The sequence below is a fragment of the Azospirillum brasilense genome (genome assembly GCF_003349955.1).
Classification (GTDB): domain Bacteria; phylum Pseudomonadota; class Alphaproteobacteria; order Azospirillales; family Azospirillaceae; genus Azospirillum; species Azospirillum brasilense_B.
The window spans coordinates 15,642-28,910 of sequence record NZ_QLKQ01000064.1 but is presented as its reverse complement, the minus strand read 5'-3'; the positions used below and the strand labels follow the sequence as shown (position 1 = coordinate 28,910).

Here is a 13,269-nt window from a genome sequence, read left to right as displayed (position 1 = left end):
GGAGTCATCGACATGAGCACGAAGCGCCTTGGTATCATCATGCATGGCGTGACCGGCCGCATGGGCATGAACCAGCACCTGATCCGGTCGATCCTCGCCATCCGGGCGCAAGGCGGCGTCACGCTGTCCGACGGGTCCCGCGTCATGCCGGACCCCATCCTGGTCGGGCGCAACGCCGAGAAGATCCGCGAGCTGGCCCAGCGCCACGGCGTGGAGCGCTGGGCCGACAATCTGGACGCGGCCCTGGCGAACCCCGACGACACGATCTTCTTCGACGCCGGCACCACCCAGATGCGCCCGACGCTGCTTCAGGCGGCGATCCGCGCCGGCAAGCACGTCTATTGCGAGAAGCCCATCGCCACCAACCTGGAGGAGGCGCTGCGCGTCGTCCGGCTGGCCGAGGAGGCCGGGGTGAAGAACGGCACCGTGCAGGACAAGCTGTTCCTGCCCGGCCTGCAGAAGCTGAAGATGCTGCGCGACAGCGGCTTTTTCGGGAAGATTCTCTCGGTGCGCGGCGAGTTCGGCTATTGGGTGTTCGAGGGCGACTGGCAGCCGGCGCAGCGTCCCTCCTGGAACTACCGTGAGGAGGACGGCGGCGGCATCATCCTCGACATGGTCTGCCATTGGCGCTACGTGCTCGACAACCTGTTCGGGCAGGTGAAGAGCGTCTCCTGCCTGGGCGCCATCCACATCCCGGAACGCTGGGACGAGCACGGCAAGCGCTATCAGGCCACTGCCGACGACGCGGCCTACGCCACCTTCGAGCTGGAGGGCGGCGTCATCGCCCACATCAACTCCTCCTGGGCGACGCGGGTGTATCGCGACGATCTGGTGACCTTCCAGGTGGACGGCACCCACGGCTCGGCCGTCGCGGGCTTGAGCGATTGCGTGATCCAGCCGCGCCAGGGCACGCCGCGCCCGGTGTGGAACCCGGACCAGAAGCAGACCATGGACTTCTACGCGACGTGGCAGCCGGTGCCCGACAACCATCCGACCGACAACGGCTTCAAGACGCAGTGGGAGTCCTTCATCCGCCACGTCGTCGAGGACGCCCCCTTCGACCACGGCCTGATCGAGGGCGCCAAGGGCGTTCAGCTCGTCGAGGCCGCGCTGAAGAGCTGGAAGGAACGCCGCTGGGTCGACGTTCCCTCGCTGACCGCCTGACCGGAGGGCCTTGTTCATGGCACTGACCATCAAGCTGCCGCGCGCCGACCGGTCGCTGGAAAGCTACGAGGTCGCCCCGGCGCGGGGTTTCCCCGCCCGCACCGACCGGCCCCTGAACCGCGTGGCCTACGCCGCCGCCCACATGGTGGCCGACCCGCTGGCCGACAACGACCCGTGGCTGACCCCGGCCATCGACTGGGACCGCACCATCGCCTTCCGAGAGCATCTGTGGGACCTCGGCTTCGGCGTGGCCGAGGCGATGGACACCGCGCAGCGCGGCATGGGGCTGGACTGGAACGCCTCGCTGGAGCTGATCCGGCGCTCCCTGACCGCGGCGAAGGCGCGCGGCAACGCGTTGATCGCCTGCGGGGCGGGCACCGACCATCTGGCGCCGGAGGACGCGCGGTCCCTCGACGACGTGATCCGTGCCTACGAGACGCAGGTCGCCGCGGTCGAGGACCTCGGCGGGCGGGTGATCCTGATGGCGTCGCGCGCGCTGGCCCGCGTGGCGAAGGGGCCGGACGACTATGTCCGCGTCTACAGCCGCATCCTGTCCCAGGTGCGCCAGCCGGTGATCATCCATTGGCTGGGTGACATGTTCGACCCGGCGCTGGCCGGTTACTGGGGGACCAACGACTTCCCGGTGGCGCTCGACACCGCGGTCGGCATCATCAACGACTTCGCGGCCAAGGTCGACGGGGTGAAGATTTCCCTGCTCGACAAGGACAAGGAGATCGTCATGCGCCGCCGTCTGGCCCCCGGCGTGCGCATGTACACTGGCGACGACTTCAACTACGCGGAGCTCATCGCCGGCGACGCGGAAGGCCATTCCGACGCTCTGCTGGGCATCTTCGACGCCATCGCCCCGGCAGCGGCGGCGGCCTTGGCCGAACTGGCGGCGGGCGAGGAGGGGCGCTTCCACGCGATCCTGGAGCCGACCGTCCCGCTGTCCCGCCACATCTTCAAGGCGCCGACCCGCTTCTACAAGACCGGGGTGGTCTTCATGGCCTACCTGAACGGCCACCAGGACCATTTCACGATGATCGGCGGGCAGGAGGGCACGCGCTCCACCCTGCATCTGGCCGAGATCTTCCGGCTGGCCGACAAGGCCGGGCTGCTGCGCGATCCGGAGGAGGCGGTGTGGCGCATGGCCGACGTCCTGGCCGTCCGCGGCATCGAGGCGGTGTGACGTCAGCCCCTCTCCCCTCTGGGGAGAGGGTGGCGCCAAAGGCGCCGGGGGAGGGGGTTCTCGGGGGACCGTACGCTCAGGCATCGCGGGGCCCCCTCACCCTGACCCTCTTCCCTAGGGGGAGAGGGGACGAGAATGATGGGAGATTCCAGATCATGCGTGACTTCTCCGGCGATCATCGCTGGCTGTCCATCAACACGGCCACGGTGCGCAAGCAGGGCGACCTGCTGCAGATCTTCGACGCCTGCGCCCGCCAGGGCATCCGGGCCGTCTCCCCCTGGCGGGATCAGGTGGCGGCGGTGGGGCTGGACCGCGCCGTCCGGGCGGTGAAGGAGCTGGGGCTGGAGCTGTCCGGCTACTGCCGCGGCGGCATGTTCCCCGCCGACCCCGACCGCCGGGCCGAGGTGCGCGACGACAACCGCCGCGCGGTGGACGAGGCTGTGGCGCTGGGCGCCCCCTGCCTCGTGCTGGTGGTCGGCGGGCTGCCGCAATTCTCCCGCCCCGGCTCTCCGCCGTCCAAGGACATCGCCCTGGCCCGCGCCCAGGTGGAGGACGGCATCGCCGAACTGCTGGAGCACGCCCGCGGCGCCGGGATGCCGCTCGCCATTGAGCCGCTGCACCCGATGTATGCCGCCGACCGCGCCTGCGTGAACACGATGGGCCAAGCGCTCGACCTTTGCGACCGGCTGGACCCGCAGGGAACCGGCGCGCTGGGCGTGGCGTTGGACGTCTACCATGTCTGGTGGGATCCGGAATTGGAGTCGCAGATCCGCCGTGCGGGCCGAAATCGCCTGTGTGCCTTCCATGTGTGCGATTGGCTGGTGCCGACCGCCGACCTGCTGGAGGACCGGGGCATGATGGGCGACGGAATGATTGATATACCAATGATCCGTGGTTGGGTGGAAGCCGTTGGATTCCAAGGCTATTCGGAGGTTGAAATATTCTCGCGCCGCTGGTGGGCACGACCTTTGGATGAGGTGCTGGAGGTCTGTGTCGAACGGCATCGGTCTTCGGTGTGAATGGTTGCCTAAAAATCAGCCATTTCGCCAGAAGTGAATAAAATTCGATCATAAAAAGGCTGGCATGCATAATTCGTAAGCGAATACTGGGCTGCAAATCGCTGCGGATTCCCTGATCCGGCCCTTCTGCGGCGCGTCGTGGCATCACATTTGCGAAGGACACCCCCGGGCGCCTGAGGCGGGCGCCAGACCAAAGAACGGGGGGTATTCACAATGTTGAAGACGGGGTTCCAGTCGGGCTTCAAGACCGGTCGCACCCTTGCGGCGGCCGCGGGTCTTGCCGTCACGTTCGCCGTGGGCTTCGCCGCCCCGGCGTCGGCCCAGGACACCATCAAGGTTGGCATCCTCCATTCCCTGTCGGGCACCATGGCGATCAGCGAGACCACGCTGAAGGACGTCATGCTGATGCTCATCGAAGAGCAGAACAAGAAGGGCGGCGTTCTCGGCAAGAAGCTGGAGCCGGTCGTCGTCGATCCCGCCTCCAACTGGCCCCTGTTCGCCGAGAAGGCCCGCGAGCTGGTCAGCAAGGACAAGGTGGCCGCGGTGTTCGGCTGCTGGACCTCGGTCAGCCGCAAGTCCGTCCTGCCGGTGTTCGAGGAGCTGAACAGCGTCCTGTTCTACCCGGTGCAGTATGAGGGCGAGGAGTCCTCGCGCAACGTTTTCTACACCGGCGCCGCCCCGAACCAGCAGGCCATCCCCGCCGTCGACTATCTGGCGGAAAAGGAAGGCGTGCAGCGCTGGGTGCTGGCCGGCACCGACTACGTCTACCCGCGCACGACCAACAAGATCCTGGAAACCTACCTGAAGTCCAAGGGCGTGAAGTCCGAGGACATCATGATCAACTACACCCCGTTCGGCCACGCCGATTGGCAGAACATCGTCGCCGACATCAAGAAGTTCGGCTCGGCCGGCAAGAAGACCGCCGTCGTCTCGACCATCAACGGCGACGCCAACGTCCCCTTCTACAAGGAACTGGGCAACCAGGGCGTCAAGGCGCAGGACATCCCCGTCGTCGCCTTCTCCGTGGGTGAGGAGGAGCTGGCCGGCATCGACACCAAGCCGCTGGTCGGGCATCTCGCCGCCTGGAACTACTTCATGTCGGTGGACACGCCGGAGAACAGCGACTTCATCAAGAAGTGGCAGGCCTTCACCAAGAACGACAAGCGCGTCACCAACGACCCGATGGAAGCCCACTACATCGGCTTCAACATGTGGGTGAAGGCGGTCGAGAAGGCCGGCACCACCGACAGCAATGCGGTGATCGACAGCCTCGTCGGCGTCGCCGTGCCGAACCTGACCGGCGGCTACTCGGCCATGCTGCCGAACCACCACATCACCAAGCCGGTGCTGATCGGCGAGGTGCAGGAGAACGGCCAGTTCGAGACCGTCTCCAAGACGCCGGGCCTCGTGGCCGGCGACGAGTGGTCGGACTTCCTGCCGGACAGCAAGGACCTGATCTCCGATTGGCGCGCCCCGATGTCCTGCGGCAACTTCAACGTGAAGACCGGCAAGTGCGGCGGCAAGGGGTCGTGAGGCTTCTTGAGGTCTGAGTAAGCTTACGGCTGCGTGATGCCCCCTCCCTAACCCTCCCCCGCTGACGCAGGGGAGGGGATTGTTCCCTCTCCTGCGTCAGCGGGGGAGGGAAGGGGCCCGCGAAGCGGGAAGGGTGGGGGCAACGCCCTTCTCTAAAAACGACTTCCGACACATCACAGGAACCGCGATGCACCGCGCATTCTGCTGGCTGCTGGCCGCGTTTCTGGCGCTGGCCGCTCCTGCCTCCTTCGCCGCCGATCTGGCACCGCTGGTCCGCGGCCTGGGCGCCGGCAGCTACGCCGAGACCGAGAAGGCCATCGCCGGGCTGGCCGAGACGGGCGATCCCGCCGTCGTGCCGGTGATCGAGGCCCTCCAGGCCGGCGATCTGCATGTCCGCAAGGCGGACGGCGCCGTGGTCGTGGCCAAGCGCGCCGGCAACGGTTACGCCCTGACCGATCCGCTGACCGGCGCCGCGCTGGGCGAGGCGGACCGCAACGCGGTCGAGAAGATCCGCATCAACAACGCCCTGCGCCGCACGATCAGCGCGACGCTCGGCGCGCTCACCCTGATGAGCCCCGACGCCGGCACGCGCCGGCAGGCCGCGGAGGCGGTGTTCAAGAGCCGCGACGCCAACGCGCTGGACGCGCTGAACACCGCGCTGGCCAAGGAAACCGACGAGCGCGTCCGCCGCGCGATGACCCAGGCGCGGGCCTCCGTCCTGCTGGCCGGGGAGGCGCCCGACGCCGACAAGATCGCCGCCGTCGCTGTGCTTCAGGAACGCGGCGACCAGGACGCGCGGGCCTTGCTGAACGGCGCTGCCAACACCGGAAGCGACGCGGTGAAGGACGCCGCGATGAAGGCCATCGCGTCCGTCGAGCAGCGGCTCGCCCTGTGGGGGGCGGCGCAGAACCTGTGGTACGGCCTGTCGCTCGGTTCGGTGCTGCTGCTGGCGGCGATCGGGCTGGCCGTCACCTTCGGCGTCATGGGCGTCATCAACATGGCGCACGGCGAGATGGTGATGATCGGCGCCTACGCCACCTTCCTGGTGCAGGAGGCCTTCCGCCAGTGGGCGCCGGGCCTGTTCGATTTCTCCATCCTGGTGGCTCTGCCCGTCGCCTTCCTGGTCTCCGGCGCGGTCGGCGTCGCCATCGAGCGCAGCGTGATCCGCTGGCTCTACGGGCGCCCGCTGGAAACGCTGCTGGCGACGTGGGGCCTGTCGCTGGCGCTCCAGCAGGCGGTGCGTTCCATCTTCGGGCCGACGAACCGCGAGGTCGGTGCCCCGTCCTGGATGTCCGGCGCGTTCGAGCTGGGCGGCCTGACCATCACCTACGGGCGGCTGTGGATCGTCGTCTTCGCCTTTCTCGTCTTCGGCGCGCTGCTGGTGGCGCTGCGCAAGACGTGGTTCGGGCTGAGCATCCGCGCCGTGACCCAGAACCGCAGCATGGCCAACGCCATGGGCATCCGCACCGCGCGGGTGGACGCGCTGACCTTCGGGCTCGGCTCCGGCATCGCCGGGCTGGCCGGCGTGGCGCTGAGCCAGATCGACAACGTCAGCCCCAACCTGGGCCAGGGCTACATCATCGACAGCTTCATGGTCGTGGTGTTCGGCGGGGTGGGCAACCTGTGGGGCACGCTGGTCGGCGCGCTGGCGCTCGGCGGCGTCAACAAGTTCCTGGAGCCCTACGCGGGCGCGGTGCTGGGCAAGATCCTTGTGCTGATCTTCATCATCCTGTTCATCCAACGGCGTCCGCGCGGCCTGTTCGCGCTGAAGGGCCGGGCGGTGGAGGCCTGATCCGATGCTGACCCGTTTCTTCCTGATGGGCCTCGACAAGAAGGCCGGCGTTCTGCTGACCGTCCTGGCGGTGCTGGCCGTGGCGGTGCCGGTGATGGCGCTGGGCACCGCCCCGGACTCGCCCTGGCACATCTCCACCCACACGGTGGCGCTGCTCGGCAAATATCTGTGCTTCGCGCTGCTGGCGCTGTCGCTCGACCTCGTCTGGGGTTTCGTCGGCATCCTGTCGCTGGGGCACGCCGCCTTCTTCACGCTCGGCGGCTACGCCATGGGCATGTACCTGATGCGGCAGATCGGCTCGCGCGGCATGTACGGCAACGCCGACCTGCCGGACTTCATGGTCTTCCTGAACTGGACGGAGCTGCCCTGGTACTGGCACGGCTTTGACCAGTTCTGGTTCGCCGCGATCATGGTGATGCTGGTGCCGGGCCTGCTGGCCTTCGCCTTCGGCTGGTTCGCCTTCCGCTCGCGGGTCACCGGCGTCTACCTGTCGATCATCACGCAGGCGCTGACCTTCGCGCTGATGCTGGCCTTCTTCCGCAACGACATGGGTTTCGGCGGCAACAACGGCCTGACCGACTTCAAGGAGATCCTGGGCTTCGACATCCAGGCCGCCTCGACGCGCGTCGGGCTGTTCGTGGCGACGGTGGTGGCGCTGGCGGCCGGCTACATCCTGGCCTCGGCCGTGGTGGCGTCCAAGCTGGGCAAGGTGCTGATCGCCGTGCGCGACGCCGAGAGCCGGGTGCGCTTCCTGGGCTACGAGACCGACCGCTACAAGCTGTTCGCCTGGACGCTGTCGGCCTGCATGGCCGGCGTGGCGGGCGCGCTCTACGTGCCGCAGGTCGGCATCATCAACCCGTCTGAATTCTCTCCCGCCAGCAGCATCGAGGCGGTGATCTGGGTCGCCGTCGGCGGGCGCGGCACGCTGGCCGGCCCGGTGCTGGGCGCGGTTCTGGTGAATTTCGGCAAGAGCTACTTCACGGCGGCGCTGCCGGAGTTCTGGCTGTTCGCGCTGGGCGGCCTGTTCGTCCTGGTCACCCTGTTCCTGCCCAAGGGCATCCTCGGTCTGGCGGCGCAGCTCCGCGACCGGCTGCCGGCGCGCGCCACGGTCACCGCCAAGCCGGCGGACCAGAAGGGAGTCTGAGAGAGATGAGCACCGAGGACACCCTGCTGTATCTCGACGGCGTGTCGGTCAGCTTCGACGGGTTCCGGGCGCTGAACAGCCTGTCGCTGGTCATCGAACCGGGCGAGATGCGGGCGATCATCGGGCCGAACGGCGCCGGCAAGACGACCATGATGGACGTCATTACCGGCAAGACCCGGCCCGACACCGGCACCATCCTGTTCGAGGGCCGCACCGACCTGACCAGCCTGCGCGAGCCGGCCATCGCCAACCTGGGCATCGGCCGGAAGTTCCAGCGCCCCACCGTGTTCGAGATGCACACGGTCTGGGACAATCTGGAACTGTCGCTGAAGGCGCCGCGCCGTCCGTTGAAGACGCTGACCTATTCGGCGACGCGGGAGGACCGGGCGCGGATCGAGGAGATCCTCGACATCACCCGCCTGTCGCCGCGGCGCGACCGCCCGGCGGGCAGCCTGTCGCACGGCGAGAAGCAGTGGCTGGAAATCGGCATGCTGCTGGCCCAGGACCCGAAGCTGCTGCTGGTCGACGAACCGGTGGCCGGCATGACCGACGCCGAGACCGAACAGACCGCCCATCTGCTGAAGGACATCGCCGGCAAGCATTCGGTGATCGTCGTCGAGCACGACATGGTCTTCGTCCGCGAACTGGGCGTGAAGGTCACGGTGCTGCACGAGGGCTCGGTGCTGGCCGAAGGCTCGCTCGACACGGTGAGCGCCAACAAGCAGGTCATCGACGTCTATCTGGGCCGGTGACGCAAATGTATTTCCCTCGCCCCTCTGGGGAGAGGGGCAGGGTGAGGGGGCGCCCGAAGGGCGGAAACGCAGCCTCCTTGCAGAGCTTTTCCGGCCTGCGGCCGCCCCCTCATCCTAACCTTCTCCCCGGAGGGGAGAAGGGATTCAGGAGAAAGCAAGCATGCTCGACGTACGGTCTGTCGATCTCCATTACGGCGCTGCGCAGGCGCTGCGCGGCGTGTCGCTGACGGCGGAGGTGGGGAAGGTCACCTGCCTGCTGGGGCGCAACGGCGTCGGCAAATCCTCGCTGTTGCGCGCCATCGTCGGGCTGAAGCCGGTGACCGGCGGCACCATCGCCTGGGACGGCGGCGACATCACCAAGCTCGCCCCATCGGAACGGGCGCGGCGCGGCATCGCCTATGTCCCGCAGGGGCGCGAGATTTTCCCGCTGCTGACGGTGCGGGAAAACCTGCTGACCGGCTACGCGCCGCTGAAGCGCGCCGACCGCTCGATCCCCGACGAGGTGTTCGAGCTGTTTCCGGTGTTGAAGTCCATGCTGGACCGGCGTGGCGGCGACCTGTCGGGCGGGCAGCAGCAGCAGCTCGCCATCGGGCGGGCGCTGGTGACCCGGCCCCGGCTGCTGGTGCTGGATGAGCCGACCGAAGGCATCCAGCCCAGCATCATCAAGGACATCGGGCGGGCCATCGCCTATCTGCGCGACAAGGGCACCATGGCGATCCTGCTGGTGGAGCAGTATTTCGAGTTCGCCCGCGATCTGGCCGACGACTGGGCGGTGATGGAACGCGGCGAGGTCATGCTGGCGGGCAGCCGCGACGGGCTGGAGGAGAGCGAGGTCCGGCGGTATCTCACCGTCTGACTCGTCTGCTTCCGGGGGTATCCTCGCGAAGGCGGAGCCGGCTTCCGCCATCCTTGTGCTTCCCGTGGCGGGAACCTGGAACGCCGCCTTCGCGAGGATGGCACCCCTGCGCTTTGTGGAGCTTGGCGCGGAAGCGCGATGCGCTACCATCGCTGCCATCATTCACACCGAAGGCAGTTCCGAATGTCGAGCGTCCTGTCAGCCGACCCCGTTCTCCAGCAGGTTGACCGCGGTTTCGAAGACTCCCTGGGCCGCCTCTGCGACCTGCTGCGCATCCCCAGCGTCAGCACCGACCCGGCCTACAAGGGCGACGTGCGCCGCGCCGCCGACTGGCTGGTGCGCGAGCTGGGCGGGCTGGGCTTCGACGCCTCCGTGCGCGAGACGGCCGGCCATCCCGCGGTCGTCGCCCACCATCCGGGGCCGGGCGGTGCCTCCGACGATAGGGATGTGCCGCACATCCTCTATTACGGCCATTACGACGTGCAGCCGGCGGAGCCGCTGGAGCTGTGGAACAGCCCGCCCTTCGAACCGGCCATCGTCGAGGCCGAGCATGGCCGCCGCATCGTCGCCCGCGGCGCGGTGGACGACAAGGGCCAGGTGATGACCTTCATCGAGGCGTTCCGCGCCTGGCACGCCGTGCACGGCACCCTGCCGATCCGCGTGACCGTCCTGCTGGAGGGCGAGGAGGAGACCGGCAGTCCGAACCTGCTGCCCTTCCTGAAGGCCAACGCGGAGGAGCTGAAGGCCGACGTCTGCGTCATCACCGACACGAACGCCTGGAACATCGACACCCCGGCCATCACCACGCGGCTGCGCGGCCTGCTCTATGTCGAGGCGACGCTGCATGGGCCGAGCCACGATCTGCACTCCGGCATGTTCGGCGGCGCGGTGCTGAACCCGATCAACGCGCTGACCCGCATCCTCGGCCAGATCCACGACGAGGACGGCCGCGTCCGCTTCCCCGGCTTCTACGACGACGTGGCCGAGCCCACAGACGAGGAGAAGGCGATGTGGCGCGACCTCGGCTTCGACGAGAGCGCCTTCCTGGCCGGCGTCGGGCTGACGGCCCCGGCGGGCGAGGCCGGGCGCAGCGCGCTGGAGCGGCTGTGGTCGCGCCCGACCTGCGACATCAACGGCATCTGGGGCGGCTACACCGGCGAAGGGTCCAAGACGGTCATCGCCTCCAAGGCCTCGGCCAAGCTGTCCTGCCGCCTCGTGCCGGCCCAGGACCCGGAGAAGATCCTGGCCGGGATCAAGAGCTTCCTCGAAGAGCGCACCCCGACCGACGGGCGGTGGGAGATCAAGGTGTTCGGCCGCTCACCGGGCGTCCAGGTGCCGACCGACAGCCCCTATCTGCGCGCCGCCATGGCGGGTCTGGGCGACGTCTTCGCCAACCGGCCGGCGCTGGTCGGCAGCGGCGGTTCGATCCCGGTCGGCGGCTACATCCGGCAGGCGTTGGGCTTCGATTCGATCTTCGTCGGCTTCGGGCTGGAGGATGACCGCATCCACTCGCCCAACGAGAAGTTCGAGGTGAAGTGCCTGCACAATGGCATCCGCTCGCACGCCGCCATGCTGGCGCGCTTCGCCGCTCTCTGATCCATCCCGACCTGCACGTTTTCGTGGTTCGGCCCGCGGCTGCGCATCGCGCCCGCGGGCCTTTTTTTCCCTGCGGCATCGTTTGAAGCTCTGTGACTCGGCGGCGAAACAAAAGTTTCTCAAGGGGGAAATTTTAAAAAACTTGAATGTAACAAATAAAAAGAAAAAAGATTGGAGCTTTCAAAGCGTTTTAACCGTCGATTTACTTGTTCCATGCGATAAAAATGGGGTCAAGCGCAGTTCTTATTTTCATGTGCGTGCGGTGCCAAATATCCAAAGGGCCAATGGCCTAGACCAAGGGCATCAACAACCCGTCTTGAGATCAAGCGTGCGACCGGTGTGCTTGTGCGTTGGGGCACCCCCCGCGTGATCCGCCATCCTGCGGGATCGCGTGGTTCATCACGGGCGGCACCCTTCGCGGCGCATGGAAAAATCAATCAAAACAAGGCTTCGCACAGGTCAGCGCACTGATTTGTCTGTGAATTCGTGGAGGGAGTATCGGATGTCTGTTCTCTCGAACGTTACGATTAAGACGAAGATCGTGTCTTCGTTTTCCATACTGGTTATGTTCATCATCGGCTTGGGTCTTTTCAGCATAGACCGCATTTCGACGGTGAACGACGCGGGGAAGGACATCCGCGACAACTGGCTGCCGAGCGTCGGCGAGATCGCCCGGATGACCGACTATTTCGAGTTCTACCGGATTCTGGAGTCCGTGCACATCCTGACCATCGAGCCTGCCCAGCAGGCCGAGGAGGAGAAGACCATGGCGGTGGCCCTGGAGAACTTCCAGGACGCTGCCCGCAAATATGAATCCATGCTGACGCCCGGCTATGAGACCGAGACGTTCCGGAAGCTCATGGGCCATTGGGAGCGTTACCAGGAGCTGAGCCAGCGGAAGGTGCTCCCGCTGTCCCGCGACAATCGCAACGACGAGGCGACGGCGCTCTACAAAGGCGAATCGCGCGTCGAGTTCCGCAAGGCCCAGGCGCTCATGCGCGACCTCATCCAGTTCAACATCCGCAATGGCCGCATCGCCGCCGACCAGGGCGAGGCGACCTACGGGTCGAGCAAGACCCTGCTCATCATCGCGATCTCCGTCGTGACCATCCTCGGCGCCGTGATGGGGCTGGTGATCATCGCCGGCGTCTCCAAGCCGATCCAGCAGCTCACCGCGGTGATGAACCGGCTGGCGGGGCGCGAGCTGACGGTCGCCGTGGACGGCGCGCAGCGCAAGGACGAGCTGGGCGCCATGGCCCGTGCCGTCCAGGTCTTCAAGGACGGGCTGATCGAGGCCGACCGGCTCGCCGCCGCCCAGGCGGCGGAGCAGGCGACCAAGCAGCGCCGGGCGGAAGCCGTGGAACGGTTGGTGGGCCGCTTCGGAGATTCCTCCGCGGCCTCCCTGCGCACGGTCGCCGCCGCCGCCTCGGAGCTGGACGCCACCGCCCACAGCATGACCTCCATGGCCGAGCGGACCAACATCCAGGCGACCGCCGTCCAGGCGGCGGCCGAGCAGACCAGCGCCAACGTCCAGACCGTCGCCTCGGCCACCGAGGAGATGGCCAGCTCGATCCGCGAGATCGCGACGCAGGTGTCGCGCTCCTCGCAGATCGCCGGGCAGGCGGTGGAGCAGGCGAACCGCACCAACGAGACGGTGCGCGGTCTGGTCGAGGCCGCGCAGAAGATCGGCGAGGTGGTCAGCCTCATCACCAACATCGCCAGCCAGACCAACCTGCTGGCGCTGAACGCGACCATCGAGGCGGCGCGGGCCGGCGAGGCCGGCAAGGGCTTCGCCGTCGTCGCCGGCGAGGTGAAGCATCTGGCCTCCCAGACCGCCAAGGCGACCGACGAGATTGCCGCCCAGATCGCCGCCATCCAGGGCGCGACCGACGGCGCGGTGCGCGACATCTCGGCCATCGGCGGCATCATCGGCCAGATCAACGACATCTCCACCGCCATCGCCGCCGCCATCGAGGAGCAGGGCGCCGCGACCAACGAGATCTCCCGCAACGTCCAGGAGGCCGCGACGGGAACCCATCAGGTTTCCGGCAGCATCACCGAGGTCACGCTGGCCGCCGGCGAGACGGGTGCGGCCGCCGGTCAGGTGATGAGCGCGTCGGGCGAGCTGGCCCGCCAGTCGGAAACGCTGCGCAAGGAGATCGAGAGCTTCCTGGCGGAGATCAAAGCCGCCTGAACGGGCAACGGTTCACAGGGTCCACACACA

10 protein-coding genes are annotated in these 13,269 nt (G+C 67.4%); all 10 read left to right on the top strand.

Features of this window, described 5'->3' with window-relative positions; translation table 11 throughout:
- The first annotated feature begins 12 nt into the window (after nt 1-12).
- The 10 genes from DXK32_RS23700 (at nt 13) to DXK32_RS23655 (ending at nt 13,239) form a co-directional block, all read left to right on the top strand.
- Nucleotides 13-1,164: a Gfo/Idh/MocA family protein gene (locus DXK32_RS23700; RefSeq protein WP_114860754.1), complete on the top strand. Its 1,152-nt coding sequence runs from the start codon at nt 13-15 to the stop codon at nt 1,162-1,164.
- Between the two features lie 16 nt (nt 1,165-1,180).
- Nucleotides 1,181-2,353: a dihydrodipicolinate synthase family protein gene (locus tag DXK32_RS23695; protein ID WP_114860753.1), complete on the top strand. Its 1,173-nt coding sequence runs from the start codon at nt 1,181-1,183 to the stop codon at nt 2,351-2,353.
- Nucleotides 2,354-2,508: 155 nt separating this feature from the next.
- Complete coding sequence (locus DXK32_RS23690; protein ID WP_114860752.1) at nt 2,509-3,372, top strand: sugar phosphate isomerase/epimerase family protein; 864 nt, start codon at nt 2,509-2,511, stop codon at nt 3,370-3,372.
- 213 nt (nt 3,373-3,585) lie between these two features.
- Nucleotides 3,586-4,905 (top strand): urea ABC transporter substrate-binding protein, encoded by a 1,320-nt coding sequence (gene urtA, locus DXK32_RS23685; protein ID WP_114860751.1) that lies wholly within the window; start codon nt 3,586-3,588, stop codon nt 4,903-4,905.
- A 187-nt stretch (nt 4,906-5,092) separates the two neighbouring features.
- Nucleotides 5,093-6,697 (top strand): urea ABC transporter permease subunit UrtB, encoded by a 1,605-nt coding sequence (gene urtB, locus DXK32_RS23680; RefSeq protein WP_114860750.1) that lies wholly within the window; start codon nt 5,093-5,095, stop codon nt 6,695-6,697.
- Between the two features lie 4 nt (nt 6,698-6,701).
- Entirely contained in the window at nt 6,702-7,841 is a 1,140-nt protein-coding gene (gene urtC, locus DXK32_RS23675) for an urea ABC transporter permease subunit UrtC (RefSeq protein WP_114860749.1), read from the top strand.
- A gap of 5 nt (nt 7,842-7,846) precedes the next feature.
- A complete protein-coding gene (urtD, locus tag DXK32_RS23670; RefSeq protein WP_035675131.1) occupies nt 7,847-8,593 on the top strand; it encodes an urea ABC transporter ATP-binding protein UrtD in 747 nt (248 codons plus the stop codon).
- A 160-nt stretch (nt 8,594-8,753) separates the two neighbouring features.
- Nucleotides 8,754-9,449: an urea ABC transporter ATP-binding subunit UrtE gene (gene urtE / locus DXK32_RS23665; protein ID WP_014241091.1), complete on the top strand. Its 696-nt coding sequence runs from the start codon at nt 8,754-8,756 to the stop codon at nt 9,447-9,449.
- 183 nt (nt 9,450-9,632) lie between these two features.
- Nucleotides 9,633-11,045 carry a M20/M25/M40 family metallo-hydrolase gene (locus DXK32_RS23660; RefSeq protein ID WP_114860748.1) on the top strand — a complete coding sequence of 471 codons (1,413 nt, stop codon included), beginning with the start codon at nt 9,633-9,635 and terminating at the stop codon, nt 11,043-11,045.
- A 502-nt stretch (nt 11,046-11,547) separates the two neighbouring features.
- Nucleotides 11,548-13,239 (top strand): methyl-accepting chemotaxis protein, encoded by a 1,692-nt coding sequence (locus tag DXK32_RS23655; RefSeq protein ID WP_114860747.1) that lies wholly within the window; start codon nt 11,548-11,550, stop codon nt 13,237-13,239.
- Nucleotides 13,240-13,269: the final 30 nt, after the last annotated feature.